Consider the following 26,197-nt stretch of genomic DNA (forward strand, 5'->3'; position numbering starts at 1 on the left):
GGAGATGAAGACGATGAGAGCAGCGTCAAGGCAGAATGAAATCCATATTGAACAGTTGAACAAAAGCTACATACAGCAACCCTCGGCAGGTGACTTGCACTATATTATCCAGGACGTCAATCTGGTGGTAACAGGCGGCGAGTTCTTTGTTCTTCTGGGTCCGAGCGGTTGCGGTAAGTCGACGCTGCTTAGTCTGATTGCCGGTTTTGTATCCAAGACATCGGGCCAGGTGAGAGTGGGCGAGAAGGAGGTAGAGCGCCCGGGCCAGGATCGCGCCGTGGTATTCCAGCAAGCGGATTCCTCCTTGTTCCCATGGCTACCGTAAGAGAAAATGTGGAATTTGGACTTCGCATGAAACGTATACCTGCCGCGAAGCGAAAGGACATATCTCACCAGTTTATTTCGCTAGTAGGTCTTGCGGGGCATGAGAGCAAATATCCACGCGAACTGTCAGGCGGTATGAAACAGCGGGTACAGCTGGCAAGGGTATTGTCCAATGATCCGGCGATTCTGCTCATGGATGAACCGTTCGGCGCATTGGATGCGATGACAAGGCGGACCATGCAGAGGGAACTGGTACGCATATGGCAGGACACCGACAAAACCGTCATCTTCGTGACGCACGATATTCAGGAAGCCCTCCTATTGGGAGGACGTATCGGCATCATGTCAGCGGGACCCTCCTCGAAAATAACGGATATCTACGAGGTGCCCCTGGCTTACCCGAGAGATTTATTAGATCCAGCTTTCCATGCGCTGTATAACCAAATTCAATCGCACTTTGACGAGTAGAGAGGAAGGAAGACCCATGAGCAAAAAACTTAACAAATGGTCGCTTCATATCCTGCTTTGGATCGCTGCCCTTGGCGTCTGGCAGTTGCTTTTCCTTGCATATGGGCCTGAAATTATACCGGGCCCTATCTATACCGCCAAGGGCGGATACGAATTGTTGATGGACGGCACCCTGATTCAGTATATCGGGATCAGTTCGTACCGGGTGCTTCTCGGCTGGTCCCTCGGTAGTCTGATTGCGATTCCCATCGGACTCATCATCGGAAAGGTCGGGCCGATCCGCGCTTTCGCCGAGCCTTTCCTTAATTTCATCCGGTTCATCCCGCCGATTGCCTTCATCACCTTGTTTCTGGTCTGGTTTGGCATCGGGGAAACATCGAAAGTTATGCTTATTCTGTATGCCACCTTCTTCATTGTAGTATTAAATACGTTGACGGGCGTCTTAGCCGTGGAAGAGGATAAGATTCGCTCCGCCCGCAGCATGGGGGCATCCGAATGGCAGATTGTGCAACATGTCATCATTCCTGCGACGGTCCCTTATATGTTCACCGGCATCCGGCTTGCCATGGGTACCTCGTTCATGGCGATTATCGGGGCAGAGATGATCGCGTCCAATGAAGGCGTGGGATATCTGATCTGGAATTCACGTTTGTTCTTCCGTACAGATTGGATTTTTGTCGGATTGATTTGTCTGGGTTTGATGGGGTTTATAACGGATCGTGCAGTGGGTCTGCTCGGGCGTAAGTTGTTGTCTCGTTACGGGGTAGTCAGTACAAATTCACTGCGTCGTTGAACGTGGTGCAATATATGAAGCAGCAGTTCCCTCTTATGGAGGGGGCAGCTGCTTTTTCAAATCTCCTGGTTATTTGGAATAATGGATCACCATGCTTAACCGGTTCATGGAGGTGCCGGAATTATGGTAAACATGAGGTTTATCGGCCTTAAACCGAATGGATTTACCTGGAGTCACCGTATATTCCTCGTTATTGACACGAATGGTAAGCTCTCCTTCGAAAACAGTAATAAACTCTTCCGTCCCCTCGATGTGAGCCTCTGCACTTAAATAACCGCCATGCTCCATTTCTAATGAATACATCTCGAAGCGTCGTCCGTCCTCATATGGAAAATATGGATAAATCCGAACTTTTCCGTTATCCTCTACCAGCGCTTGTACCTCTTCTTGAGATACCACGACCGTTTCGGAATGAGGCTCATTGATCAATGATGTAAAAGAAAGCTTTAATCCGTTCGCGATTTTCCATACGGTTGTTATGGAGGGGCTCGATTCTCCGCGTTCGATCTGACCCAGCATCGTCTTGCTGATTCCGGTCATCTCCGCGACTTTATCCAGGCTTAGCTTCCTTTGCTCCCTTAGCAGCTTCAAGTTATTCGCCAATATTAAATGAATGGGCTTCAACATCATACACCGCCTTTTTTATAGATTGTGCGTTATAGCATACATAATGTATAATCATAACGTACGGACGCTATAACGTACAATTATAACTACTATAACATATGTGAAAGGAGGGAGCGCGTGTTCATCGTTCCGCTGTTGACTTATGCCATTGTCGCGTCATTTACGCCCGGCCCCAATAATATCATTTCGATGACGAATGCACGGAGCCACGGATTTAAAAGAACAATACGCTTTATCGGAGGGGTAGCGGCTGGATGCTTGGTCATTATGTTGTTGTCCAGCTATTTCAATCTGGTATTATATCCATTCATCCCGAAGATTAGGTTTGTTATGAATATCATCGGATGCCTGTACCTGATCTATCTTGCTATTAAAATCATGCAGAGCAAGCCGCAAGATGCAGATGATAAGGCGCGTGGATTCAATACCTTTTACTTCGGATTCATCTTTCAGTTCATGAATCCGAAGGTTATTTTATACGGGATTACGGCCATATCGACTTTCGTCATGCCCATCTCCACATCCCATGCGCAGTTGTTATCATACTCGTTCTTGCTCACGATCGTCGGCATTTGTGCCAACATGACCTGGGCGTTGTTCGGTTCGCTGTTCCAGCATCTGTTAACCCGATATGAGCGCCCGTTTAATATATCGATGGGATTGCTTCTGCTTTACAGCGCATTTTCTATTTATGCCGCCAACTGATACGCTCGCTTCATCGTGTGTTATCGACGCTTTAACTAAAAGAACAAGGCTTCCCGGATTACTCATTCGGAAAGCCTTGCCTTGTTTTATTCGAAAATGTTGGAGATTTGCTCTTTCAGTTTGTTAGCGGATGCATGGAACTGGTTTAGTTCCTCGTCATTTAACTCAAGATTCAGAATTTCCCGAACCCCTGTCCGATCAACCACACATGGTACACCTAAGTATACATCGGATACACCGTGGTAGTCCGTGAGCAGCGTGGATACATTGAGAACGGAACCTTCGTTTTGCAAAATGGAGACGATGATCCGATCGAGCGCCAAGGCGATTGCATAGGAAGTGGAGCCCTTGGCGTTAATGATTTCATAAGCCGCATTCTTGGTGCGGTCGAAAATATCCTCTTTTTCCCCGTCTGTCAGATCGATCCCGATCCCCGCGATGTTGGCAATGCTCCAGAGAGGTAGCTCCGAATCACCGTGTTCCCCGACGATATGGGCGTGTATGCTGCGCGGATTAATGCCTTTGTTTTGTCCGATCAAATACCGGAAACGGGCGCTATCCAGCAAGGTACCGGAACCGATTACGCGATTGACCGGGAAGCCGCTCTTCTTCAACGTGACGTATGACAGAATGTCAACCGGATTTGTAGCCACAAGAATGATGCCATGATCATTGTATTTCACGATATTTTGGATAATATCGTCAAATATCGCCGTATTGCGTTTCAATAAATCAATTCGCGTCTCGCCAGGTCTTTGGTTGGAACCTGCGGCAATGACAATGATGTCTGCATCCTTGCAATCGCTGTAATCTCCAGCCCAAAGCTTCACGCCTCCGGCAAAGGGGAGGCCGTGATTCATATCCAAGGCTTCGCCAAGAGCTTTGTCATGGTTCGCATCGATTAATACCAGTTCAGATACTCTCTCACGCAAGAATAAGGTGTACGCAGTCGTTGCTCCTACAGCTCCTGTACCGATGATCACCACGCGGGACGGGCGCTGAGCTTCATTTTTTGTCATAAGTGTTTCTCTCCCTTGTACTGAGTTAATGAAATTTGGTGAATGGTTGTACTTCTAATGACTTACCTTATTAAATGGCTGCGCGAACTGTGACTCCCTAAGGCATCGTCGATAGTAATGATAACATATTCAGGAAGATTTAAGCAGCGGGAATGTGATTTATTTCATCCTGCATGTTCATTATGTAACTTTGAACAATGTCAGAAACCACACTCATTCATCACTCAGTGAATCAAGGGGAGGGGATCACGCTTTCGCCAAAGGTGGTCAGTGCTTATAGGCAATCCTCTCACGTATAAACGAAGTGAATCGTTGCTTTAATTCCTGAATCATGACCTTCTGATATTCATTACCGTCATGGTAGAGCTCGCCGATCTTCTTGTACGTTTGGTCCAGTTGTTCTTGATAGGCTGAGGCTTGTTTATCGGGATAGTTCCTTTTGAACTCGTCCATGACGTTCTGGATGTATGCCGGTCGTGCGCCCCAAGTTCCGAATACCTCTCCGGTGCTTGCATGGAGAAAAACTGCAATCGGTTGGGCGCGTCCGCCATCCGTGTGAAACAGATCCATAGTCTCCATATGATCTTCCATGATGAGCACTTCAGACGGGATACGGCTATATTCCAATATTCTAAACCAGTACAGGAACATTCCATATGACATCCGGACACCAATCCGTACAGTGAATCAGGCAGTGCAGTTGGTTGAATGGGTTTCGCTCAGAAGTGAAGAATTGTTCACTCTCTTTATTCTCCCACTGGAAGCGATCATATACCTGTCTAAATAATTCCTTCGTACTAGGGATGCTGCTCAATTTCATTTCCCGAATCTTCATATTCTCCATAAATTGTAGAGGCGTTAAAGCCTGGCCGATTTTGTGTTGGAGATGGATGGGATGAGTCATAGGATCATACGTCCTTTCATAACGTAATAGATTCATATTGATATACATCCAAGCTAGCATTAACTTAAAACAAAACTGACCACATAAAAATGGTCAGTTTTTATCTGTTTAAGAAAGTCAGATGTTAATGAATGTTGTATGATCGATTGAAGAGCTTCGTGACGGGGGACGAGCAACTTGGACTGGATTTAATGCTTATGGAGAATGAGCGAGTATAGAAGACGTCGAATGCTACTCCTTAATTCGGTTCTTGAGGTGTCTCTTGCGGCATAGAACACGCTAAACCAATCTGTCACTTGAATACCCAGAAACACAGGTGGTAAGATGGTACATAAAATTCGGGTTGTGAAGCCTCATTCGCCTCATAACCCTAGCTGTAAGGAGATTTAATCATGGCAACCATCGATGATTTCACCAAACTGGATATTCGGATCGGGACGATCGTGGAAGCAGAGCCTTTCCCGGAAGCACGCGTTCCGGCCATCAAAATGAAGATTGATTTCGGCCCGCTCGGGATCAAACGCACAAGTGCCCAGATTACGAATCGATATGATGCGGACACCATCATAGGTAATCAAGTGGTAGCTATCGTCAATTTTCCGCCTAGACGCATAGCGGGCTATCAATCCGAAGTGCTCGTCCTCGGCGGGGTACCGGAACAGGGAGACGTCGTGCTTCTGAAGCCGGATGTCGATCTGCCGAATGGAACTCCCATCGCTTAAACCTGTTTCATCTGTCGGTCCGATCGCCACACGAGTCGGTCCGACTAGATGAACCTCACCTCGCTACGCCTTTTCAACAATTCTGCGGCTCCTTCTGCAATTTTCTGAACGCCGATTTCGATCAGTTCCTCCTTCACCTGAGATACGCTAAGCCGTATCATGGATTCGTTCTTAAACTCAGGCAAGAACATATTGCTGGCATCCTGAATATATACGTTCTCATTCTCCAGATGGTTAACCAACTGATATGCTTTCAATGGCTCCGGCAGCTGGATCGTGGAATAAAATCCGGATGGCGAACCTGTAAAGGATAAGAAGGGCGGCAGGTGAGTTTGGTAAGCCTGCTGGAGCAAAGCCCCTTTTTTACTATAGTTCTGCCTCATCTTCTGAATATGTGCACGGAACATCCCGTTCTTCAGATAAATTTCGAGTGCGCCTTGCATGAGCACGGGACTATGTATGTCCGCAGCGTGCTTCGCTCGCTGGAATATTTCACTCATCTCTTCGGGGATCACGGTCAGGCCCAGCCTTAGTCCGGGTAGCATGACTTTGGAAAAGCTCTTCGTGTAGATCACCCTACCGGAAGGATCGTAGGCAAACATCGGATCATGTTTAGAATCCGGATCCAAATCTCCCATATAGTCATCCTCAATGATATAGACATCATACTTCTGCGCCAGCTCAACAATCCGCTTCTTCTCCTCATTGGAATAGCTGTAGCCTGTAGGGTTATGGAACCTGGAGACCGTATAGAAAAACTTGATATCCCGAGTTTTAAAAATGTCCTCCAGCCGCCCAAGGTCAATTCCATAATTCGTAACCTCAATCCCGTATGTCACGGCTTGATGAATCTTGAGGGAGTCCATCATGCTAAAATGCGTGGGCTGCTCCACGCAGATATGGTTCTTTCCATTAGGAAAAGGGAGGGAGACGAGCAGATGCAGCGCTTGCTGCGAACCAGACACCACATAGATCCGTTCAGGAACCGTGAAGACCTGTAAGTCGAGTAAATGCTGGGCTAACTCAACACGGAGCGACTGCAAACCCGCAATCTGGGAATAGGTGAACAGCTCTTCTTTATATAGTTCAATCGCTTGGTTCATGCAATGCTGAAAGTCTCGGTAGGGCATGATCGCTTTGTCAGGTCCCGCAGATCGGAAATCGATCACTTGATCCGTGGAATTCGAGCGGTTTATGTTTACTCTGCCCTCAACGATATAGTAACCACTCTTGGGAACAGCATAAATGATATGTCTCTTTTCCAATTCAGCATAGGCCCGGATGGCTGTGTTTTTGCTGCATGAATAGGATTTTGTCAAAGCACGGATGGATGGCAGTTTGCCGCCGGGTTTTAATAGTCCACCCTGTATTTGACGTTCAATTGACTTTATAATGTCGGTGTATTTCATATCTCGTAATTCCTCCAATCGTTCTGTACGGGTACAGAGCCGGAAAACATGCATTCTCACAACAATACACTATAAGTATACTCTACAATACAGCATGCTTTGGTTAGAGATTGTTGTTAATTGAGAAGGCAGGGATCAGGATGGACTCTTTTTTACGTAATGAATATGTATTGGCACTTATGGGGATGGGATTGTTTCAACTGTGGGCATATCGCGCGAAGAAATCGACAAGGGTGAAATTGCTCCCTCCGATCATTGCCATCATTTTATGTTTATTATTGATGGTGAGCAACGCTGCCATCATCTGGGTTATCCTCCTTATTCCGATTATGGAGGTCTCTCTGTGGGGTTTGCTTGCTGTTTCGTTAATAGAAACCGGGATAACGTTTCATCGGAAACAGCATGCCAAGTTGTTGATGTTGATTGGGATGGATTGTGTCCTGATCATGATCATTTTTATCGTTTGGAGAACGATGTAATGACGATTAATTATGGGATCTGAGGAGTGGAAGCGATGTATTTTAAATGGATAGGGGTCTTCTTGTGCCTGAGTTTAGTGCAAATACATACGGGTTGTGATCGCAACAAGGAATTGGATCCGACAGAGATTGCGAAACAGTATGTGGAATGGTGGGAAGAAGGCAGCTATGAATCGATGTATGATCTGCTGTCACAGGAGTCCAGACAGGAGATGACAAAGGAAGAATTTGCAACGCGATTACAGACCATCTATGAAGGGATTGGAGCAGAAGACCTCACCATAAAGCCTGACTTTACGCCTAAGGAAGCAAGCGAAACAACGGATGAGCGAGTGTTCTATCCCTACCAAATCCAATTGGAAACATCGGCAGGTCGGGTGCAGGCAGAAGGTTCGTTTGAGCTTTTAAAAGAGGACAATCAAACCAAGGCTAAGAACCTGTCTTGGCGAATGGTATGGCATCCTTCCTTAATTTTGCCGGCCATGGATGCCTTGGATAAAGTGAATGTGCAGACGTTACCATCCAGCAGGGGCGAGATCTTGGATCGTAATGGTCACGGTTTGGCCATTAATGGCACGATTGAGGTCATCGGTATTATTCCGGGGAAGCTGGGTGACGATGGAGAACAGACCTTGGATATGTTGGCTGAACGGTTGGGAATTTCGACCGAGATTATAAAGCGAAAGCTGGATGCGGCGTGGGTGAAAGACGATCTGTTCGTACCCATCTTGAACCTGAATGCGCAGCAGGGCAGAATGGATTATAGTGATTTGGAAGGCGTTATAAAAAAGAATGAGCGTGCTCGAGTCTACCCTTACGGTGCGGCGGCAGCACATCTAACAGGTTATATTCGCCAAGTGACAAGGGAGGATTTGACCAATGCACCTGAGGCGCATTATGGACCGAATGAACTTATCGGTAAATCAGGATCCGAGCAAGTATATAATGAGGTGTTGCGCGGGCGGGACGGTAAGCGGATATCGATCGTGGATTCCTCGGGTCAGGTCAAAGAAATCGTAGCCGAGAAGAAAGCGGTAAATGGTCAGGATATCCATTTAACCATTGATACTGAACTTCAACAATCCATATATGCTTCATTTCGTGAGGATGCAGGTACCGCAGCGGCCATTAACCCCAAGACCGGAGAAATTTTGGCATTGGTCAACAGCCCGTCCTATGATCCCAATGCTTTCATCGTTGGATTATCGACAGAGCAGTGGGATGAATGGAATCACAATCCGGATAAGCCGCTATTGAATCGTTTTACTAAGCTGTATGCTCCGGGCTCGGTATTTAAACCGATCACGGCTGCGGTTGGTCTGAAGCTTGGGGTCACTACCCCTGGAAAGGACAGGGAGATCCACGGCTTGCGTTGGTCCAAAGACCCGAGCTGGGGAAATTATTACGTGACTCGCGTGAAGGAAATTCCAGTCCTGAATCTGAGAGATGCTCTTGTGTATTCAGATAACATCTATCTGGCGCAGGAAGCATTGGAGATCGGTGCGGATGCTTTTTTGAAGGAAGCAGTAAAGTTCGGCTTCGAAGAGGCAGTGCCGCTTCAATTCCCTTTTCCGAAAGCAAGCTTGGCTAATAAGGGGATAAAAAACGAAATTCAGCTCGCCGATTCCGGATATGGTCAAGGGGAAGTGCTCATGAGTCCTTTACATTTGGCACTGGCTTATACTCCCTTCATTAATGGCGGGAAGCTAATTCAGCCTGTGCTGGATTCATCAGAGCAAGAGAAAGGGCCTAAGGAAACAAGAGAGGTGTTGGATTCGCACACTGCCCAGATCATCAAGAGTATGCTCGTCGATGTGGTTCAGGATCCAAAAGGTAGCGGACATAGTGCTGATATTTCAGGTATTGAAATTGCAGGCAAGACGGGAACTGCCGAACTGAAAATCAGCAAAGCCGAAAAAGGACAGGAGAACGGCTGGTTCGTTGCGTTTGACACGATGGAGTCCAAGCTCCTGCTCGCGATGATGATAGAGCATGTTGAAGGCCGGGGCGGCAGCGGGTATGTCGTGAACAAAGCCACGCCTATTTTGCGAAAATATTACAGAAAAGAACAGTTTTAAAAATAAGCTTACGAAAAGTTCTTGTTATGCGAACTGGACGGTTGTAATATGGAATAAAAAATAACCGGAGATGATCTTATGAGCAAGATTCAATTCGCAGTCCAAGTTCGATTGGTATCCGATCTTACCCGTTCCAAACAGTTCTATGAAAAAGTGCTGGGTTGCGAAGTGAATGACGTTTGGGCGGTTAGGGATGATTTTGCGCTCGGATTCAAGCTGATTCAGGCAAAATCGAGTACAGATGTCACACCGAATCCAGCAGGCAAGGACCAAGAGACACCATGGGATACATACGCATACGTGGATACTCACCACGAATTGGATGAATTGTATGAGGAACTGACCTCCAGAGGTGCCGAAGTGGTACAGGAGCCTGTATTAATGGAAGCAGACTGGGGTGTGTGGAAGGATTTTGCAATTAAAGATCCGGACAACTATGTGATTGCATTTGGCTCCGGGAAAAGGGACTAGCGGTGGGATGATGGACATCGACATTAAGCAGGTCCTCATTAGCAGCGACGCTTCCCTGTTGGATTTGGATGCCATTGTACATTTTTTGCGGCAAAGCTACTGGGCTAACGAGCGCTCCGATGAGAAAATCAAGAAATCGCTAGAAGGTTCTACTTGCTTCGGGGCATATTACGACAACCGACAGATCGGCTTTGCTCGCGTGGTGACGGATGGCGCAACCGTCTATTGGTTGTGTGATGTGTTTGTGGATGAGGCTTATCGGGGGCAGGGTGTGGGGAAGAAATTAATCGAAACGATTACCACCCACGAAGATTACCGAAATTTATTCGGTATATTGTCTACGCGGGATGCCCATGGTCTGTACGAACAATATGGTTTTGTACGCGATCATGGCAAAACGTTGACTCGAATGCCGGACTTTCGTAGGAAAGACTAGTTTAATTTATTCGTATTCAGTGTTTACCGAGGCAAAGGGATCGGTAAAATTCTATCAATCCTTCGGATATGAGGACGGTATCATAAAAGGATTTTATAAAAGTTTGCCCTGTTAAGAAGGGGGATTCATCTTTGATTATATGGGTTAACGGCGCATTCGGTTCGGGTAAGACCCAGGCTGCGCATGAGCTTCAGCGAAGAATCCCGAACTCGTACGTGTACGATCCGGAGAATGCAGGTTACTTCATTCGCGATAATGTGCCGAAGGATGCCAAACGCGATGACTTTCAGTATTATCCGATGTGGAGGGAGTTTAATTACTCCATGTTTAAGTATTTGGACCAGGAATCCGATCAATTGATCATAGCTCCGATGACCATTACGAACGCGGAATATTTCGATGAAATCGTTGGTAATTTGAGACGTGATGGCGTGGTCGTACAGCATTTTACATTATGCGCCTCCAAGGAAGTACTCCTTAGACGACTGCGGAGCAGAGGGGAAGCTTCGAATTCATGGGCCGCACAACAAATTGACCGGTGTGTCAGCGGATTCTCGAATGATGTGTTCCAGCAACATATCGACACAGATCATTTATCGATCGACCAGGTTGTAGAGACGATTGGCGCTTTGGCAAATGTGAAGTTATTGCCTGATCATCGCAGCTCAGCTAAGAAGAAACTCGATCGAATCAAAACCAAATTTGCGCATATCCGATTTTTTGGATAACGAGTGAATGGACAGGAGATGGACGGTATGAACACACCCATGGAAACAAATCCGATCTTATTGTCCTTTCCAGACAGATTTGAGACGGAACGGCTTATTATCCGTGCACCGGAGTGGGGTGACGGAGAGCGTATCAATGAAGCCATACTTGAAAGTGTAGAGGAGCTTAAACCCTGGCTTCCGTTTGCAAGAAACATTCCCGCTGTGTCTGAATCTGAGGCTTACGTGCGTAAGGCTCGTCTGCAGTTTATGGAGCGCAGCGATCTAGTCATGCATCTTCTGGACAAAGACTCGCTACAATTGGTTGGCAGCAGCGGATTACATCGAATGAATTGGGAGGCCAGAACCTTCGAAATCGGTTATTGGCTCAGAAGCTCCCGAACCGGGCAAGGTCTCATGAAGGAAGCAGTTGATGGAATCACGGACTTTGCTATTCAGCATCTGGGCGCTAATCGAATCGAGATACGCTGCGATTCTTTGAATGAAAGAAGCATTAAGGTTGCGGAACGCTGTGGGTTTGCATTAGAAGGTACGCTGAGAAATGTGATGCCGAGGGATCGTGGCGGATTTTCACATTTGAAGGTTTATTCAAAAGTGCGTGGTGTAGAGTTTTAGCGATAGCTGGAATATAACAAAAAAAGACGATTTCTCTAATGGAGAAGTCGTCTTTTTGTATTATTAAGTTCACTCAAAATCAAATCACTAAAATATTTTATATATAACTAAATATTTTGCCTCGACGAAAAATAAACTCTGTATGTACGGAAAATTCAATAAAATCAAAAGGGGATGGACTGATCCAAATAGAATGAGATGTACGAATTTGTAAAATTGCATTGACAAAAACCTAAAGATGGATTATTTTTTGTACATAGGAATTAAAGTTGCATTAGGGAAAAATAATTGTACCGTTGCAGGACTAGGCTTGAGATGTCCAAGATCGTCTAAGGATTAAGCAAACTCATTATTGATGTGGAGTGGAGGAGAAGAAGATGAAGAACAAGAGAACTAGTAGAAGCAGGATATTTATAGGGGCGGCCGCCATTCTGAGTTTGCTGCTGGTGTTATCCGCGTGCGCTTCGGGAGAAGTGAAGCAGGAAGGAGCAGCGGGTGAACAGGGAGATAAGAACATTCGCGTGGTTACAACCATTGGACAGATTGCGGAACCCATCTCCGTTATCGGGGGAGATCGGGTCGAGGTACTGAGCTTGATGGGGCCTGGCGTCGATCCGCATTTATATAATGCAACCCAAGGCGATATCAAGAAATTAGATAGCGGAGATGTTATTTTCTATAGCGGGCTTCATCTCGAAGGCAACATGACGGAAATATTCGAACAGATCGGTAAGAACAAACCTGTACTGGCGATTGCGGATGCCATCCCGAAGGATCAATTGCTGCAGGATGATACGCAGGCCATCGATCCCCATGTGTGGTTTGACATCGATCTGTGGAAAGCGTCACTCGATTCCGCGGTAGAGAAGCTGAAGTCGCTGTCCCCGGATGACGCCGATTATTTTGAAGAGAACAAGCAGAAGTATTTTGCCCAGTTGGATGAATTGAAAGCCGAGGCCAAGGATAAGTTGAGTCAGATTCCGGAAGAGCAGCGGGTCATGGTAACCGCTCATGATGCCTTTGGATATTTCGGCCGCTTGCATGGTCTGGAGGTAGTCGGACTACAAGGCTTGAGTACGGAGGATGAAATCGGCCTCTCGGATATTAACGGAACGATCGATATCCTGCTGCAGCACAAGGTGCCTGCCGTATTCGTCGAGAGCAGCGTCAATCCGGCTTCGATTAATGCCGTCATTGAAGGTGCTGCCAAGAAAGGGTTGGATTTAAAGCTCGGAGGAGAGCTCTTCTCCGATGCCATGGGCGAAGCGGGAACAACGGAAGGAACTTATATCGGAATGTATCGTCATAATGTTGAAACAATCTATCATGCATTAACAGGAAGTGGTGAATAAAATGTCTGTACTTCAAGTTCAAGACCTCAATGCATCCTATCGTAAAAATAAAGTGCTCCACCATGTCTCCTTTAATGTGGAACAAGGCTCTTTAACCAGTATTGTCGGGCCTAATGGCGCCGGTAAATCAACGCTGTTAAAGGTCATGCTGGAGCTCCACCCCAAGCTGTCCGGTAATGTCTCATTTTTTGGATCAAGCTTAAGCAAAACCAAGACTCGTGTCGGTTATGTGCCGCAGCGCGGATCCGTGGACTGGGATTTCCCGACCGATGCACTGGATGTTGTCATGATGGGTTTATACGGCCGGGTGGGCTGGCTGAAGCGACCGAATAAGAGCCATAAGGAAAAAGCGATGGCATCGCTGGATCAAATGGGCATGGCGGACTTTGCCGACCGGCAGATCAGCCAGCTCTCCGGTGGACAGCAGCAGCGCGTATTCCTCGCTAGGGCGCTTGTCCAGGATGCCGACCTCTATTTCATGGATGAGCCGTTAGCCGGAGTTGATGCTGCAACCGAGCGGGCTATTATGACCACGCTGAAGGATCTGAAAATGGCCGGTAAAACCGTAATGGTGGTCCATCATGATCTCCAGACGGTTGAGGATTATTTCGACCATGTGCTGCTCCTGAACCGTACGGTCATTGCCCATGGGAAGACGGAAGACGTATTCACGAAGGAACATGTATACCGCGCCTACGGCGGTTCGCTTCGCTGGATGAAGGAGGCGTAACGCATGCTAAATTCATTATTGTCGCCAAACACGCAGTGGGTGCTATTGAGCACGTTAATCCTGGGCATGGCAGCCGGCATGATTGGCTGTCTCGCCTATTGGAAGCGGCAAAGCTTGATGAGTGACGCGCTGTCTCATGCGGCTCTTCCCGGTGTGGTGGTAGCTTTTGCATTGACGGGAAGCAAGAATCTACTGGTGATGATACTCGGGGCTGCTGCCAGCGCATTAATCGGGGCCTGGATGATCCAGTGGATCCGTACCTCCAGCCGCATTAAGGAAGATACAGCCATGGGCATGATTCTATCTGTATTTTTCGGATTGGGCATTATGCTGCTTACGATTGTGAACCGTACAGCGGGCGGAAATCAGAGCGGACTGGATAACTTTATTTTCGGCCAGGCTGCGTCCATGGTTCGTAAGGATGTTTTTACGATGCTCATCCTGGCAGCTTTAGTTATTCTGGTCGTCTCGATTGGCTTTAAGGAATGGAAGCTGTTTCTGTTTGATCCTGATTTTGCCCGGGGATTAGGGTTGAATAGCCGTCTGATGAATACCCTCTATATGGGTGTGCTCGTTCTTGTCATCGTCATTGGTATTCAGGCTGTCGGCGTCATTCTGATGGCGGCCATGCTAATCATACCTTCCGTCAGCGCAAGATATTGGACACAATCCTTCAAAATGATGGTCATTTTGTCGGCTATATTTGGAGGCGGCTCCGGGTTTGTCGGTACCCTGGTCAGCACAATGGGGAAAGGATGGCCTACAGGGCCGTTTATCGTTGTAGCCTCTTCCGTATTGTTCACGGTTTCCCTGATTTTCGGTGCTGAGAAGGGGTTGCTGATCCAAGCGCTGCAGCTCCGCTCTCAGAAAAAAGAGCATATGGACTCCCATAACCAACCTGTTTTAAGTCCCCGGCTGTCCGAAAGGGGGAGCAATCAATGACCTATACAGGATGGATATTGCTTACGGCCTCTCTCGTCGGATTGTCCTGTGGTATCGTTGGCGTGTTCCTGATATTGCGCAGAATGGCGATGATGGCTGATGCTATCAGCCATACGGTGCTGCTTGGGATCGTAACGGCGTTTATCGTCACAAGAGAACTAAGCGGGCCTCATATGCTGATCGGTGCGATTATTGCCGGATTGCTGACAGCGGTCCTCGTTCAATGGTTCCATTCCCGGGGCGTTCAGCAGGATGCATCCATCGGTGTTGTATTTACAACCTTGTTTGCGATTGGCGTTATCCTGATTGCAACTCAGGTTGGCAATGCGCATCTGGATACCAAGCATGCCCTCATGGGCGAGATTACGTTTGTGCCTTGGGAATTAATGCACGTTCCTCTGTTAGGGGAGGTGCCAAAGGCTACCTTTATGCTGGCAGCCGTGCTCCTCGTCGTACTTATTGTCATCCTGGCTTTCTACAAGGAATGGAAGATTACGTCCTTTGATCCGGCTTTGGCGGCCAGTATTGGCATTCCTGTCGTACTCTTGCACTATGTATTTATGTCGCTGGTCTCCATCACGACGGTTGCATCGTTTGATGCCGTGGGAGCGATCATGGTGGTGGCTATGCTTATAACACCTGCCGCCGCGGCCTATCTATGGACGGATAAACTCTCCATCATGCTGGTGTTAAGCGGAGCATTCGGCGTCATTTCTGCAATCATGGGTTACTATGTCGCGTTATGGCTGGACACCTCCATCTCAGGATCTATGGCGTTTGCCACTGGAATCGTATTTATTATCAGCTTCCTGTTCTCTCCGAGACATGGCGTGCTTTCCCGTTATCTTCATAAATTTAATACGCACGGCAGCGAAGAGAAACTGGATGGTGTATCCTAAAAAATGATGCTGTATGAAGCTTGGGCGATTAGATGCCCAGGCTTCTTTTTTTCTTCCAACACTCTTAGAGCATGGTATAATCAGGAAAAAACGACGCGATTGTGATGAAGATTATTTCAAGGAGTGAGTACATATGCACATGGAGTCAACAAGATTGGTGATCCGGGATTTTCAGGAGGAGGATTTTGCAAGTATTCATGCCTACGCCTCTGACCCATTAGTGACCGAGTATACAATGTGGGGACCGAATACGGAAGAGGATACCTTAGAATATTTAACGGAAATCCGCCAAATGAAGGAGCAGAGTCCCCGTGACAGTTATGAACTGGCGATCGTGCTGAAAGATAGTGGCCACCTAATCGGGGGTGTGGGTCTTCACCGATCGAGGACGAACGCAGAGCTTGGATACTGCTTGAATTCCGCCTATTGGCGACAGGGTTATGCTACGGAAGCTGCTAGCGTCATGTGCCGTTTTGGTTTTAAGGAGCTGGGAGTTCATCGGATCTACGCCACCTGCAGGCCGGGAAACATCGGGTCAGCTGCGGTCATGCGCCATATCGGAATGAAGCAGGAAGGGCATCTTCGGCAGCACCTATGGTTTAAAGGTGCTTACCATGATTCCTATTTATTCTCCGTGCTCAAAGAGGAATTCGAAATCTAAAATCTATCATAATGCTAAGGAGCTTCTGCCTCCATGGATAATACTGAATTGTTAATCCGTCATAACGGAATTTCGATTTACGAGCAAGCGTCAGGTAAAGTGTATTATACGAAAGAGGATCATATGTCCGTTGTTATTCTGGCTAAGGATGGCGATCAGCTGCTGCTGATCCGTCAATATCGCGCCGCCGTGGATGACTACGTCATTCAGTTACCTGGCGGTGGCGTAGGTGAGGGGGAGGATCTGGAATCGGCAGCACGCCGTGAGATGCTGGAAGAAACGGGCTGCACATGCGGCAAACTTCATTATCTCGGCAAGCTGTATCCGGCGTCCTGGAGATGCAATGAAATCGCCCATGTTTATTATACCGATGAGGTGATAAGTCAAGCAGATCAACAGCTCGAGGGATACGAGCGCATTGACGTAGTAAGAATGAGCGTAACGGAATGCCTGCACCGGATTAAGGAGAACGAGCTGCAGGACTCCGAGCTGGTCTTTGCGATGATGCAGGGTTTGCTCAAGGGTTTCATGCAGCAATATAAGCATATCGTGGATAAAAGAGTATAGATTCAACACACGAAGAGTCGCGCCGATACAGAACTTATCTGTAAGGTGCGGCTCTTTTTATGCGTGAAATATGGACCAATTCGTCACTTATGTCGCGGTGACAAACTTGGCGGCCCCGAAACGAATATAATCCATTATGAGCATAAAGGAGTGTTCGACTCATGGGAAGGCATCTGCTGATCTATGATGTGGAGTGGTGGATCATAGGAAAGCATGCAAAGCTCATTCAGCAATATCATCCTTCGCTGGACCTCATGTCCGTCGGGGAATTGGACCGGTATCTGGAACGTCACAGCAGTGTGGATCTTAATCAGGCCTATGACCGAATAGTTGCAATGTGTTTGGGAATCGCAGCCTATTGTATTTTCAAGCATATTCGTATCGATGCCTCGGCTGCGGTCTCTTATTATTATTTTAGTCAGAATTACGAAACCTTTCGTGAATGGAACCGTGATGAACTGATCCCCGATCCGGAGTTTCTCAGGCTTGTCATTCCCCGAATCGGCATATTTCGTGCGATGAACCAATAGCTGGGCCAAACGCTTAGACAGGTGGCTCCGGAGGCTAACGTAGAATACATCGGGCATTTTGTAGACCATCGGCTATTCCAGACATCCATGATAGTGCGCAGGGGCAGCACCCCTTTTGTAATAGGGTGGGCCGGTGATCCTGCGAAACGATCCAAAGATTACGTTACATTCATATTCGACTGGAAGGGGAAATGGTTCATTTATGGCATCCATTCGTAGGACCTGATGGGAATCCCAATTACGATTCCAATTATGCACTGTATCTGCACTATCTACAGGCACGCGGCAATCAGAAAGAGATGCAGCTATTGATTCAGGAACCTCATCTTCTCAATAAGGAGGAGTGAATAGCTTATGAAGCTGTCAGTCATTGGACCGGTATTAAATTGCGTTAGGATCAACAGAATAATCAAGAAACAGCCCCTTCATGATGACTGATTCTACAATCAGATCATGGAGGGGCTGCTTTATTTTAATCGGTTGTCATTTCTGTTACAGCGTGGACAGACGAGCATAAGTGGCTGACTACTTGAGATGCACCGATCCGGCCTAATACCTGCAGCCTGGATATTTGAGTTAGCAAGGAGTTGAGCTGCTGTTCATGGTAGCTTAGGGAATCGACACAATAATGAACGGAGTGGACCTGCGAGTGAACATCCGTAGAGCCGCAATAAACGACTTGATCAAACCTAACCTCCGAGAACAGATCAATCCGATTTGTAAAATACAGCCGCGGACCTATTTTTCGGGTTCCTACGATGAGATTGGCATGATATACATGAGTATACACAATCACAAGCAGATTCTCGTCCTCGCTTAAACCATTTACTATCTGCTGCCAGCGCCTGGAATTGGTTTCCCATACAGTAAGACCGAGCACCAGCACGACCTTCTTCCCGGATTGCTTGACTCTGGACGCGATTTCGTCCGGCTGATCTACCATATGAAAAAGGCTATCGTGCAAGGGTCTATTTAACAAAATATGTATCATTCCAAATATCTGTATGGGTAGAACACCAGATGAGGCGGAAATACCCGAAATGATTGGAGGGCGTACCACTGATGACTAGCTTTCGGTGTTAAGGAAATTAGGCCATTTCCTTATCTTTGACATTACGAGTTGCCACTGTCCCGGCATTCACATAAGGTACCAATGACTATACAAAGGGAGGGGCACTTGTGAGGAGATATTGGAACAGGAGTCTTGATGGGGGAAGCAAAGAAATTACAGTACGAAAAAAGAAAAAGCGTAAAAAAACCTCACATTCGGTGTGGAGTAAATTTTTATCTCTGCGTCGAAAGCTCATTCGCAGTATTGCAGGAATCCGATTGCAGATTGTTCGATTGAATGAACGGATCCATGCGCTTCAAGAGCAGGTGAACGGTTTACAAGGTGGAGCAAGTCCAGGAGCAAGTCCAGGGAGCAGTGTCTCTGCTTTTTTAAGAGGAAGACTGAACAGCCGAATTACAGTGGAAACAACGGCAGGTACCATATTCGGGACGCTGATCGCGATTGGAGAAGATAATGTACAGATTGCAGAGCCGAACGGCAGTATCGTCATAATCCCGCTCCGCAGCTTCTTATCTATCGCTTGATAAAAGATGGGAGGAATTAGATAGTATGGACTTTTCAGAAATTCTGGCTGCATTCGTGGGCAGAACGGTAGAAGTTGTACAGGTGAATCAATTTCTGCAAGGTCAGTTACGATCCTCAGTAGACGGGTTAATTACAGTGGAAGTGGTAAGCTCGAATTATATTCCTACCTCTCAAGTAGTCACTGTACTTAATGAGAGCATTTCATTCGTACGCATTCTGCCTCTCTGAATGATGGTCATGTTTCCATGTTTCAGACTCGCCTATAATGGAATTTTTCCATTCCAAGTATTGGTGGGGATGCCGATGCGTCAAGCTGGACGTTCTTAATCTTCGGTGGTACAGCGCCTCTGGTATATGATAAAGCTTGTGTGTATTGGATAGCTTCATTAATTGTCCGATATCCTCATACAGTCTCCCCTCAAAGAGAATATGATGATCCCAGCCATCAACCTGCTTAAGTATAGAGACATTGAACATGCGCGGAGCGACGGCAGGGGCATTTTGCAGTAGCACATAGGGAGACAAGGAAGAGGGGGCAACTTTAACTCCTTGATACACCAGCTGTTTATTCGCACGTTCCAGCCATTCCATATGATTAGCATACACGACGGCAGTATTCTGTTGGCCACCAGCCTCCCTTATGAGGATCTCCAGCGCATCGGGTGCCAGCCAATCATCGGCATCCAGCTCCAATAACCAGGGAGCTTTCGCTAGGTTCAATATTCTGTTCAGAGCTCGTGATTTGCCTGTATTATCTTCTTGTCGAATCAGCTTAATGCGATTATCCTGAGGCACCCTCAACAGATAATGTGCAGTCTCTGCATCGGTTGATCCGTCATCAAGAATCACAAGCTCCCATCCCCCGAAAGTCTGCGCTAATACGGACCGCACAGCCCAGGGAAGATATGAGCCATCATTATAGGTGCACAAAGCAATGGTAACCAGAGGAGGACATGAGACCACTGGTGGCTGTGATTGTTCTTGGGATCCAGCTTGGAGAAGAGGTAATACGGCTTGCCATTCCTCTGTTTCTTTCATCCAGGCGGGAGCCGCGCGTTGATGGTATAAGATTCCGGCGGAATCAACTTCCATCCATTCATATCGCGTGGACAACTCGAATTGTTTATCGTTCAATACGTATTTCTGAAATGGCAGCTGCTCTCTGGTTCTAAAGCCCGGCGTTCGTCCGCTCATGACAGTCTTCGTGCGCCATAACAGCGGTCCACGGGGAATGCGCAAGTATGGGACGTGTCTGTTCTTGGAGGGAGCCAACTGATCCGTAATCGAAACCGGATTTATGATATATCCGGCTGAGTGGTCGCTGCAGGTCCTCAGCCATTGTTCAATCTCCACCTTGGCATGAGGCTGGACAGAATCTCCCGCATAAAGCGTCATGAACCACGGGCCAAACTCACGGGCAAGTGTTTCATTTAGAATCGCAGCGGTCACTTCTTCGCTAGGGATTATCACGTGACGGGCATCGGAGAAAACGCTTTGAACCGATGCTGCAGTATTCTCGCATAAATGGGGATTTAAACCTGGAAGAATAAACACCAGCATAACCGTTCAGTTCCTTTCTGTATCCTTATCTTAGCTGTTACCAAGCGGAATCTAAATGGAATTAACCCAATCCTGGTTATCGTATGCCTACATGCGCATAGGGGATACAACTGGCCAATAACATACTCTAAGTTGCGACACTCTGGTAAATCGGGAATAATAGAGCCTAGAAGCAAAGCCGAATCTGGGATGGGGGAAATTGAATCAGATGAAATCGACTTATAGTCAAATTATTCAGCAAGCTCAAGGATTTGCACGCTCCGTGCACGATCGGGATGCAAGCGGTCATGATTGGTGGCATGTGCAGCGTGTCGCCCGCATCGCCCGACTCTTGGCGTATCTTGAAGGCGCGAATCCATACATATGTGAACTGTCAGCCTATCTCCATGACGTAGCTGATGAGAAGTTGAACGAATCGAAGGAAGCGGGTTACGAGCGAGTTCGGCTTTGGCTGATGCAAGCCGGTGTAGAAGCTTCGGATCAGGAGCTCGTGTTGGAGATTATCAGCACGATGTCTTTCTCTGGCGGCACGGGGAACGCCATGCGTACATTGGAAGGGCAAATTGTACAGGATGCAGACCGTCTGGATGCGATTGGCGCAATCGGTATTGCCCGTACATTTGCTTATTCCGGATGGAAGGGACAAAGCATGTATGATCCATTCATTCCACTTCGGGAGCAAATGACAAGAGAGGAATATCGAAAAGGCAAAAGCACGGCCATTAACCATTTCTATGAAAAGCTTCTAAAACTAAAGGACAAGATGAATACGGAATCGGCAAGACTGCTGGCAGATGGCAAGCATCAGAGTCTCGAGCTTTTTCTCCAGTTCTTTGATAAAGAGTGGTCGATGGGGAATGAAGCCTACCTGAACGAATCCCCGATTCATCGCGGAAATGTATCGCGTGTCCATATCGCCTTCGATGATTCAACGGCAGGGTCGTTAAGGATGATGCTGCGCTCGACACCGGGGGAAATCGTAGTTACATTGGGCGATGATCTTATGGTTGGGCCGCTCCCGAAGGACCATGATTTCTCCCATTCGTTCTCTACCCGAAATGAGTGGTTTCAGGAACGATATAGCATTACGCATGCGGATGACAGAAAATTAACGATGCTGCAAGCTGCCTTCGCTTGGCTGACCTTGCCCCAGCAGCTGAACGAGCTGCCGTGCTTGATATGGGCAGGGGATTCCGCCTCGGAACAACTTGGTCTGCGCAGGCTGTTATCACTGATACCGGATCATCTCGATGTTAGGTTGGTGAATGCGACAAGTATTCATCGTCAGCAAAATCCAAACAGTTGGTATCGAGGAACGTTTGAGATGGCTTCGGAAAAACTTCAGATCGTAATGGACACATCTGAGGAGCATGTTCCATTGTCGCCGCAAGATCAGGCTGGCTATCGTGCGGATTGGCAGCGTCTCGTAAGCGATGATGGGTTCCTGCGCGTGCTTCAAGGCGAGGAGTTACGCACCGTTCCTGAATCTTACTATGATGCAGATATACTGCAAGCCGCATATCGCCTTGAGGCTAGACACGGGTTCTTCAAGAAATCAGCCCGCATTATTGGCGAGGTGATCGGAATGGGTGAATTAACCGTTTCCGACTCTTTTATCGAGTATCGGGTTCGTCATCTGATTCAGGAAGGTGCTTTAACCTATAACGGCGAGCTGACAGCGATGCGAAACTACAGCATCTCTCTTGTAGATGCATCGACTCCCGAGGAGCGGTGGACCCATGCACAGCGCCTGGCCAAGGTCGTGAAGCTGAAGTCGCTGATGAGTGAGATGATGGAAATTAATCATTCGGAGAGAGGTCTCATGGAAGAACTACGCCAGTTAGATGCAGAGGGACTGGGATCATCTGTTTTCACCAACCCGGAAGCTTTTAGGAGCAGCATACAAACTCAAATCGATAGCCTATTGAGCACGTATCAACAGCATCAAGAACAACGCATGTCTTTCTTGGGTTCTCTGGAGAAGGTGTTAACTCAGATCGATGAAAGGGCACCGAAAGAATAAATTAAGCACATTCGTATAATGTTGGAAACTTAATATCACTAGGCAGAGAAAAGATTGTGGAAAGCGGTGGAGAGATGTTATTTACGGATCATCAGATTCAAACCATAAGAGAACAAGCGCTTGGGATGGACAAGCATCGACAAGTAACGCCCGAAGTGCTGGCAACTATATACGATCATCGTTTATTTCATTTGTTTGTGCCCGATGAGCTTGAAGGACGAATGACCTCTCTGCCGGAGGCTGCACGCATTTTTCAGGAGAGTGCCAGGATCGACGGTAACCTGGGATGGCTGGTTACGATTGGAGCAGGTGGAGGATTCTTCGCGGCACTGATGAGTCAGGAAGTGAGCCGCCGCGTATTCGCCCATCGAGAAGCGGTGATTGCGGGCAGCGGGATGCCGACAGCTACGGCAAGACAGGTGGACGGCGGATATATTGTGAACGGCAGCTGGAAGTATTGCAGCGGCTCTACCTATGCAACGACCTTTACAGCCAATGCGGTTATCGAACCAGATTCTACGATACAAGATGCAGCTGACGTACCGACTGCGGATCAGGACGAGCCTCATATTCGATCCTTTATCCTGAACCCTGATCAAATCGAGATTCTGGAGGATTGGAATGCCTTCGGACTGCGGGCAACGGCGAGTCATACGATATCCGCTGTGGATGCGTTTGTGCCGGTGGAGATGACGTTCTCCCTTACAGAAACCCAAGGGTATGAGAACGAAACAATCTATCAATATCCCTTCCTTCCGTTTGCCCAAGTATCTTTTGCTGGAGTCGCCGTTGGCATCGCCGAGCATTTCCTTGAAGCAGCAGAATCACTTGCGGCACAGAAAGGGAGCTCTCCTCATGTGATCGGCAAGCTGGAGGAGCGTAAAGCAATGTTGGAGCAATCCGTTTCGGATTTTTATGAGACGGTGGAGGGCTCATGGGAGGAGCTGCTGAGTAACGGTGGATTATCGAATGCAACAGAAGCAGAGGTAACCACCCGAAGCGTAGCAGCAGCCCAAACAGCATTATCCTGCGGCCAGCAGGTGTTCCCGCTGTTGGGTTTATCCGCTGCGATGGAAGACACCGAAATCAATCGCTGCTGGAGGGATCTTCAGACGGCATGCTCGCATGCGCTGCTAAGAAACTTCTGATGGAGAAGTAAACCATTGAGATGTATAACCGTTTAGAAGCAAAACCATGAGCCGCATACCAAGCAGCTCATGGTTTTTATGTTGATTTGCTGCTAATTCCATACCCCGAAAAGCACAATTATTCAGTATTCCCGTAGGAGGCCCGGTCCTCACCCAACAAAGGTAGTGACACTGCCCATTCCCATATTATCGAAACTTGCCGTAATCTTTAATATGCACTTCAATCGAGCATTCCACCGGCAGCTTTTGAAGCTCTTGTCGCCAGTTCATCTTTTTCCACTGCTCATAGCCCACCCGATTTCGGACAAACCTACCGATTCCAAGGTTGTCTACCTGATGTTGTTTCATGAGCTTGATGATGTTATCGCCCTTTTTTGAAATATATTGACTGATTCGCTGCTCTAATGGAATCATTTCATAGTGAAAGGAGGTCACCGATACGTAAAGGGCTGTCAACGTCACCGTAATCAGGAGCGCTGCAAACCTCAAGAACAAGGATGCCGTGCCTATGCTCCACCTTTGGTAATAATCATCGGAGGATGAGAAGAACTCAAAAAAGTTGACCGGGGCGCTGAAGGCAGTGGGGCTCCCGTCCATAATTCCGACGATACGACCCGAAACCAGCTTCGATGCGATCGTATCCGGCCGCTCGGTGGTCAGAAATTGGGCAAAGATCGAATACGGATCATCATCAATGCACTGAATCAGCATATTCGCATCATGGATAGCATCGATTTCGATATCCTTAATTCGCTTTATCACTTCTTTTACGTAGTTCTCATTTGCGATGTCTTGGATGTAAAGAACATAGACATCAGATTTGGTCACTTCACCAACGGACAATTTAATGACTTTGAGATGAGAACTCTGAACTCGCTTCCGGATCAACGACAGATTTGTATAAGCTTGTTCGGTAAAAGCCTCGTGCGGCCCGATAATGATGGATTCCGTTTCGGACTCAGCAACCGTACGTGATATTGGGAAAATAACATCGATCAGGTATGCTTTGTCCTCATAAAAGAATAGAGCCATGCCGTCAAGAATGCTCTCCACGCATTTTTTAGTATCCGTCACATGCTCATACTGGGATTGCTGCGTTAACGGTTCTAGCGGTGTATCGGAATTCAAGAGCGGAGGGAGCAGATCACGCTCCAGTCGATCCTCATTGACTAAATGACTGAAATACAGTACATGCAAACGTTCATTATGATAGGTTTTATGGACAAAATCGGCGGCATGATCAAATTGGTCGATGATATGCTGCAGCGTCAGCCTATCATCTTCCTGGGGGTTAGGATCTTGCTGATTTTCGTGAGTTTGGCCTTTTTCAGAATGCTCATGGCTAACCAGAAATATGGATTTTAACTTCTGTTTCATTCCCACGTCTTTACACCTCGGATTCCTGCATAGTCTGTCACAGTGTGTGTACTTTGCCCTGGTTTTATCCAACGAATCCCAAGTTGAATTAGGAAGAATATAAGCGGGAATCTTAGGCTTGAGAGACGAACGCTAAATCAACTAAAGGTGTAACGAGGAGGTTTAATATGCTGGGCAGCATCGTAATAGTTGGTGTTTTATCGCTTGGGATAAGTCCTGGTAATGATCAAGGGATAAAAGAATCTCCGAAAAATCAGTTTCAGCAAGCCATAGTTGAATCCGGCGGTGAGCTTGTAGAGGAAGTCTTAAGGGCCTGTGAGAAACATTTCGGTACAGCCCTCTTCTTGCCACCTCAATTGCCGTCCGTAGCTTTCACGCATCAGTATGGCCGCTGTTATGACATGGAAGGCGGATTGGACGAGCATCTGGAGGTTCATTATTGGAACCGATATAAACCTGAACATGACTACAAGATCGCGTTATATCCGCTGGAGAATAAACAGCAGCTGAAGCATCTATCATTTCAAGAATCGGAGCTGGCAGATCATACGACTGCAAAGTTTTACAAGGGACCGATCAATACGCTTCAACTGTTAGTATTCGAAAAGGGGAACTGGCAATACCTTTTAACTGCTGCAAATCGCGCTTCGTCGAAAATCAGTCAGCAGGAATTGACAGAAATTGCAGAGTCCCTGACCCAAGCCATGAACAGTAAGGACCCTGTTTACGCCATGTGGGGAACGCTCGCCGTGACGGAAACGAAGCGTAAATACAATATGGATGTCGTTGACTACCTCTATATGGGAAAAACTACGATATCCAATGAGATGGCGGAGGAGAAATTTAAGCTATGGCTTAAGAAAGGCGCTCGTGAATTCGGCGTATACGTAACCGTTGCGTTTCATCCGACAACCCATCAGTTCATATCGATTCGATACGAGGAATTCTAGCTGGTTAGCAGGCACAAACACGATTTTCAGAAAGAGATTCACGTTTGCTGTTTTTGAAAGTGGTGTTTTCCTGCTGTTCAGAC

30 protein-coding genes and 1 pseudogene are annotated in these 26,197 nt (G+C 47.3%); 23 read left to right on the forward strand and 8 right to left on the reverse strand.

Annotation, left to right across the window (positions count from 1 at the left end):
• Positions 1-13 precede the first annotated feature (13 nt).
• Positions 14-792 (forward strand): annotated as a pseudogene (locus AB4124_RS27550) (ABC transporter ATP-binding protein).
• Positions 793-808: 16 nt separating this feature from the next.
• A complete protein-coding gene (locus AB4124_RS27555; protein ID WP_441974814.1) occupies positions 809-1,585 on the forward strand; it encodes an ABC transporter permease in 777 nt (258 codons plus the stop codon).
• 69 nt (positions 1,586-1,654) lie between these two features.
• On the opposite strand, the gene AB4124_RS27560 is transcribed toward AB4124_RS27555, so the two are convergent.
• Positions 1,655-2,209: a helix-turn-helix domain-containing protein gene (locus AB4124_RS27560; protein WP_379405630.1), complete on the reverse strand. Its 555-nt coding sequence runs from the start codon at positions 2,207-2,209 to the stop codon at positions 1,655-1,657.
• Between the two features lie 120 nt (positions 2,210-2,329).
• Between AB4124_RS27560 and AB4124_RS27565 the strand changes: the two genes are divergently transcribed.
• Entirely contained in the window at positions 2,330-2,917 is a 588-nt protein-coding gene (locus AB4124_RS27565) for a LysE family transporter (protein ID WP_430107655.1), read from the forward strand.
• Positions 2,918-3,003: 86 nt separating this feature from the next.
• Here the strand turns inward: AB4124_RS27565 and AB4124_RS27570 are convergent, their stop codons facing one another.
• From AB4124_RS27570 to AB4124_RS27580, 3 genes are all read right to left on the reverse strand, one after another.
• Complete coding sequence (locus AB4124_RS27570; RefSeq protein ID WP_076323417.1) at positions 3,004-3,936, reverse strand: L-lactate dehydrogenase; 933 nt, start codon at positions 3,934-3,936, stop codon at positions 3,004-3,006.
• A 267-nt stretch (positions 3,937-4,203) separates the two neighbouring features.
• Positions 4,204-4,527, reverse strand: a complete 324-nt coding sequence (locus AB4124_RS27575) for a thioredoxin family protein (RefSeq protein WP_441974815.1) — start codon at positions 4,525-4,527, stop codon at positions 4,204-4,206.
• Positions 4,528-4,567: 40 nt separating this feature from the next.
• The gene (locus AB4124_RS27580) at positions 4,568-4,840 is read right to left on the reverse strand and encodes a thioredoxin family protein (protein WP_441974816.1); all 273 of its coding nucleotides are present in this window, start codon (positions 4,838-4,840) and stop codon (positions 4,568-4,570) included.
• 392 nt (positions 4,841-5,232) lie between these two features.
• Here AB4124_RS27580 and csaA point away from each other — a divergent pair, with 392 nt between their 5' ends.
• Positions 5,233-5,562 carry a chaperone CsaA gene (csaA, locus tag AB4124_RS27585; RefSeq protein ID WP_076323418.1) on the forward strand — a complete coding sequence of 110 codons (330 nt, stop codon included), beginning with the start codon at positions 5,233-5,235 and terminating at the stop codon, positions 5,560-5,562.
• 44 nt (positions 5,563-5,606) lie between these two features.
• On the opposite strand, the gene AB4124_RS27590 is transcribed toward csaA, so the two are convergent.
• A complete protein-coding gene (locus AB4124_RS27590; protein ID WP_441974817.1) occupies positions 5,607-6,971 on the reverse strand; it encodes an aminotransferase-like domain-containing protein in 1,365 nt (454 codons plus the stop codon).
• A gap of 140 nt (positions 6,972-7,111) precedes the next feature.
• On the opposite strand from AB4124_RS27590, the gene AB4124_RS27595 reads away from it, so the two are divergent.
• From AB4124_RS27595 to AB4124_RS27660, 14 genes are all read left to right on the forward strand, one after another.
• Entirely contained in the window at positions 7,112-7,450 is a 339-nt protein-coding gene (locus AB4124_RS27595) for a hypothetical protein (protein WP_430107662.1), read from the forward strand.
• Positions 7,451-7,485: 35 nt separating this feature from the next.
• Positions 7,486-9,528, forward strand: a complete 2,043-nt coding sequence (locus tag AB4124_RS27600; protein WP_441974818.1) for a penicillin-binding transpeptidase domain-containing protein — start codon at positions 7,486-7,488, stop codon at positions 9,526-9,528.
• Positions 9,529-9,606: 78 nt separating this feature from the next.
• Positions 9,607-9,999, forward strand: a complete 393-nt coding sequence (locus tag AB4124_RS27605; RefSeq protein WP_430183496.1) for a VOC family protein — start codon at positions 9,607-9,609, stop codon at positions 9,997-9,999.
• 10 nt (positions 10,000-10,009) lie between these two features.
• Entirely contained in the window at positions 10,010-10,435 is a 426-nt protein-coding gene (locus AB4124_RS27610; RefSeq protein WP_430108008.1) for a GNAT family N-acetyltransferase, read from the forward strand.
• Between the two features lie 131 nt (positions 10,436-10,566).
• The gene (locus AB4124_RS27615) at positions 10,567-11,163 is read left to right on the forward strand and encodes an AAA family ATPase (RefSeq protein WP_441974819.1); all 597 of its coding nucleotides are present in this window, start codon (positions 10,567-10,569) and stop codon (positions 11,161-11,163) included.
• Positions 11,164-11,190: 27 nt separating this feature from the next.
• Positions 11,191-11,778: a GNAT family N-acetyltransferase gene (locus tag AB4124_RS27620; RefSeq protein ID WP_441974820.1), complete on the forward strand. Its 588-nt coding sequence runs from the start codon at positions 11,191-11,193 to the stop codon at positions 11,776-11,778.
• Between the two features lie 377 nt (positions 11,779-12,155).
• The gene (locus AB4124_RS27625; protein WP_076323421.1) at positions 12,156-13,130 is read left to right on the forward strand and encodes a metal ABC transporter solute-binding protein, Zn/Mn family; all 975 of its coding nucleotides are present in this window, start codon (positions 12,156-12,158) and stop codon (positions 13,128-13,130) included.
• Position 13,131: 1 nt separating this feature from the next.
• Positions 13,132-13,860 (forward strand): metal ABC transporter ATP-binding protein, encoded by a 729-nt coding sequence (locus AB4124_RS27630; RefSeq protein WP_326114982.1) that lies wholly within the window; start codon positions 13,132-13,134, stop codon positions 13,858-13,860.
• Positions 13,861-13,863: 3 nt separating this feature from the next.
• Positions 13,864-14,802: a metal ABC transporter permease gene (locus tag AB4124_RS27635; protein WP_379405283.1), complete on the forward strand. Its 939-nt coding sequence runs from the start codon at positions 13,864-13,866 to the stop codon at positions 14,800-14,802.
• Complete coding sequence (locus tag AB4124_RS27640; protein WP_379405285.1) at positions 14,799-15,701, forward strand: metal ABC transporter permease; 903 nt, start codon at positions 14,799-14,801, stop codon at positions 15,699-15,701. The genes AB4124_RS27635 and AB4124_RS27640 overlap by 4 nt, the downstream gene beginning before the upstream one ends.
• 133 nt (positions 15,702-15,834) lie before the next feature.
• Positions 15,835-16,362, forward strand: coding sequence for a GNAT family N-acetyltransferase (locus AB4124_RS27645; protein WP_441974821.1), 528 nt, complete (start codon positions 15,835-15,837; stop codon positions 16,360-16,362).
• A gap of 33 nt (positions 16,363-16,395) precedes the next feature.
• The gene (locus AB4124_RS27650) at positions 16,396-16,929 is read left to right on the forward strand and encodes an NUDIX hydrolase (protein WP_441974822.1); all 534 of its coding nucleotides are present in this window, start codon (positions 16,396-16,398) and stop codon (positions 16,927-16,929) included.
• Positions 16,930-17,090: 161 nt separating this feature from the next.
• Positions 17,091-17,459, forward strand: a complete 369-nt coding sequence (locus AB4124_RS27655) for a hypothetical protein (RefSeq protein ID WP_441974823.1) — start codon at positions 17,091-17,093, stop codon at positions 17,457-17,459.
• 191 nt (positions 17,460-17,650) lie between these two features.
• Positions 17,651-17,806, forward strand: coding sequence for a hypothetical protein (locus AB4124_RS27660; RefSeq protein ID WP_441974824.1), 156 nt, complete (start codon positions 17,651-17,653; stop codon positions 17,804-17,806).
• A gap of 125 nt (positions 17,807-17,931) precedes the next feature.
• Here the strand turns inward: AB4124_RS27660 and AB4124_RS27665 are convergent, their stop codons facing one another.
• A complete protein-coding gene (locus AB4124_RS27665; protein WP_441974825.1) occupies positions 17,932-18,402 on the reverse strand; it encodes a hypothetical protein in 471 nt (156 codons plus the stop codon).
• A gap of 236 nt (positions 18,403-18,638) precedes the next feature.
• Here AB4124_RS27665 and AB4124_RS27670 point away from each other — a divergent pair, with 236 nt between their 5' ends.
• On the forward strand, positions 18,639-19,055 hold the full coding sequence (locus AB4124_RS27670) for a hypothetical protein (protein ID WP_441974826.1): 417 nt from the start codon (positions 18,639-18,641) through the stop codon (positions 19,053-19,055).
• 25 nt (positions 19,056-19,080) lie between these two features.
• Complete coding sequence (locus AB4124_RS27675) at positions 19,081-19,284, forward strand: hypothetical protein (RefSeq protein WP_076323429.1); 204 nt, start codon at positions 19,081-19,083, stop codon at positions 19,282-19,284.
• On the opposite strand, the gene AB4124_RS27680 is transcribed toward AB4124_RS27675, so the two are convergent.
• Positions 19,258-20,616, reverse strand: coding sequence for a glycosyltransferase family 2 protein (locus AB4124_RS27680; RefSeq protein ID WP_441974827.1), 1,359 nt, complete (start codon positions 20,614-20,616; stop codon positions 19,258-19,260). The genes AB4124_RS27675 and AB4124_RS27680 overlap by 27 nt on opposite strands.
• A 208-nt stretch (positions 20,617-20,824) precedes the next feature.
• On the opposite strand from AB4124_RS27680, the gene AB4124_RS27685 reads away from it, so the two are divergent.
• Both AB4124_RS27685 and AB4124_RS27690 read left to right on the forward strand, forming a co-directional pair.
• Positions 20,825-22,639 (forward strand): DUF3658 domain-containing protein, encoded by a 1,815-nt coding sequence (locus AB4124_RS27685; protein ID WP_441974828.1) that lies wholly within the window; start codon positions 20,825-20,827, stop codon positions 22,637-22,639.
• Between the two features lie 74 nt (positions 22,640-22,713).
• A complete protein-coding gene (locus AB4124_RS27690; RefSeq protein WP_441974829.1) occupies positions 22,714-23,787 on the forward strand; it encodes an acyl-CoA dehydrogenase in 1,074 nt (357 codons plus the stop codon).
• A 186-nt stretch (positions 23,788-23,973) separates the two neighbouring features.
• Here the strand turns inward: AB4124_RS27690 and AB4124_RS27695 are convergent, their stop codons facing one another.
• Positions 23,974-25,164: a spore germination protein gene (locus tag AB4124_RS27695; protein ID WP_441974830.1), complete on the reverse strand. Its 1,191-nt coding sequence runs from the start codon at positions 25,162-25,164 to the stop codon at positions 23,974-23,976.
• Between the two features lie 167 nt (positions 25,165-25,331).
• Here AB4124_RS27695 and AB4124_RS27700 point away from each other — a divergent pair, with 167 nt between their 5' ends.
• A complete protein-coding gene (locus AB4124_RS27700) occupies positions 25,332-26,114 on the forward strand; it encodes a DUF3889 domain-containing protein (protein WP_441974831.1) in 783 nt (260 codons plus the stop codon).
• Positions 26,115-26,197 lie beyond the last annotated feature (83 nt).

The organism is Paenibacillus sp. 2KB_20 (assembly GCF_052115765.1).
GTDB lineage: Bacteria > Bacillota > Bacilli > Paenibacillales > Paenibacillaceae > Paenibacillus_AQ.

Excerpts from the sequence above, each read along its gene's own strand:
- AB4124_RS27555 (WP_441974814.1), top strand. The coding sequence starts at position 809 with ATGAGCAAAAAACTTAACAAATGGTCGCTTCATATCCTGCTTTGGATC.
- AB4124_RS27570 (WP_076323417.1), bottom strand. The coding sequence starts at position 3,936 with ATGACAAAAAATGAAGCTCAGCGCCCGTCCCGCGTGGTGATCATCGGT.
- AB4124_RS27575 (WP_441974815.1), bottom strand. The coding sequence starts at position 4,527 with ATGGAAGATCATATGGAGACTATGGATCTGTTTCACACGGATGGCGGA.
- AB4124_RS27580 (WP_441974816.1), bottom strand. The coding sequence starts at position 4,840 with ATGACTCATCCCATCCATCTCCAACACAAAATCGGCCAGGCTTTAACG.
- csaA (WP_076323418.1), top strand. The coding sequence starts at position 5,233 with ATGGCAACCATCGATGATTTCACCAAACTGGATATTCGGATCGGGACG.
- AB4124_RS27590 (WP_441974817.1), bottom strand. The coding sequence starts at position 6,971 with ATGAAATACACCGACATTATAAAGTCAATTGAACGTCAAATACAGGGT.
- AB4124_RS27595 (WP_430107662.1), top strand. The coding sequence starts at position 7,112 with ATGGACTCTTTTTTACGTAATGAATATGTATTGGCACTTATGGGGATG.
- AB4124_RS27600 (WP_441974818.1), top strand. The coding sequence starts at position 7,486 with ATGTATTTTAAATGGATAGGGGTCTTCTTGTGCCTGAGTTTAGTGCAA.
- AB4124_RS27605 (WP_430183496.1), top strand. The coding sequence starts at position 9,607 with ATGAGCAAGATTCAATTCGCAGTCCAAGTTCGATTGGTATCCGATCTT.
- AB4124_RS27610 (WP_430108008.1), top strand. The coding sequence starts at position 10,010 with ATGGACATCGACATTAAGCAGGTCCTCATTAGCAGCGACGCTTCCCTG.
- AB4124_RS27620 (WP_441974820.1), top strand. The coding sequence starts at position 11,191 with ATGAACACACCCATGGAAACAAATCCGATCTTATTGTCCTTTCCAGAC.
- AB4124_RS27625 (WP_076323421.1), top strand. The coding sequence starts at position 12,156 with ATGAAGAACAAGAGAACTAGTAGAAGCAGGATATTTATAGGGGCGGCC.
- AB4124_RS27630 (WP_326114982.1), top strand. The coding sequence starts at position 13,132 with ATGTCTGTACTTCAAGTTCAAGACCTCAATGCATCCTATCGTAAAAAT.
- AB4124_RS27635 (WP_379405283.1), top strand. The coding sequence starts at position 13,864 with ATGCTAAATTCATTATTGTCGCCAAACACGCAGTGGGTGCTATTGAGC.
- AB4124_RS27640 (WP_379405285.1), top strand. The coding sequence starts at position 14,799 with ATGACCTATACAGGATGGATATTGCTTACGGCCTCTCTCGTCGGATTG.
- AB4124_RS27645 (WP_441974821.1), top strand. The coding sequence starts at position 15,835 with ATGCACATGGAGTCAACAAGATTGGTGATCCGGGATTTTCAGGAGGAG.
- AB4124_RS27650 (WP_441974822.1), top strand. The coding sequence starts at position 16,396 with ATGGATAATACTGAATTGTTAATCCGTCATAACGGAATTTCGATTTAC.
- AB4124_RS27655 (WP_441974823.1), top strand. The coding sequence starts at position 17,091 with ATGGGAAGGCATCTGCTGATCTATGATGTGGAGTGGTGGATCATAGGA.
- AB4124_RS27660 (WP_441974824.1), top strand. The coding sequence starts at position 17,651 with ATGGTTCATTTATGGCATCCATTCGTAGGACCTGATGGGAATCCCAAT.
- AB4124_RS27665 (WP_441974825.1), bottom strand. The coding sequence starts at position 18,402 with ATGGTAGATCAGCCGGACGAAATCGCGTCCAGAGTCAAGCAATCCGGG.
- AB4124_RS27675 (WP_076323429.1), top strand. The coding sequence starts at position 19,081 with ATGGACTTTTCAGAAATTCTGGCTGCATTCGTGGGCAGAACGGTAGAA.
- AB4124_RS27680 (WP_441974827.1), bottom strand. The coding sequence starts at position 20,616 with ATGCTGGTGTTTATTCTTCCAGGTTTAAATCCCCATTTATGCGAGAAT.
- AB4124_RS27685 (WP_441974828.1), top strand. The coding sequence starts at position 20,825 with ATGAAATCGACTTATAGTCAAATTATTCAGCAAGCTCAAGGATTTGCA.
- AB4124_RS27690 (WP_441974829.1), top strand. The coding sequence starts at position 22,714 with ATGTTATTTACGGATCATCAGATTCAAACCATAAGAGAACAAGCGCTT.
- AB4124_RS27695 (WP_441974830.1), bottom strand. The coding sequence starts at position 25,164 with ATGAAACAGAAGTTAAAATCCATATTTCTGGTTAGCCATGAGCATTCT.
- AB4124_RS27700 (WP_441974831.1), top strand. The coding sequence starts at position 25,332 with ATGCTGGGCAGCATCGTAATAGTTGGTGTTTTATCGCTTGGGATAAGT.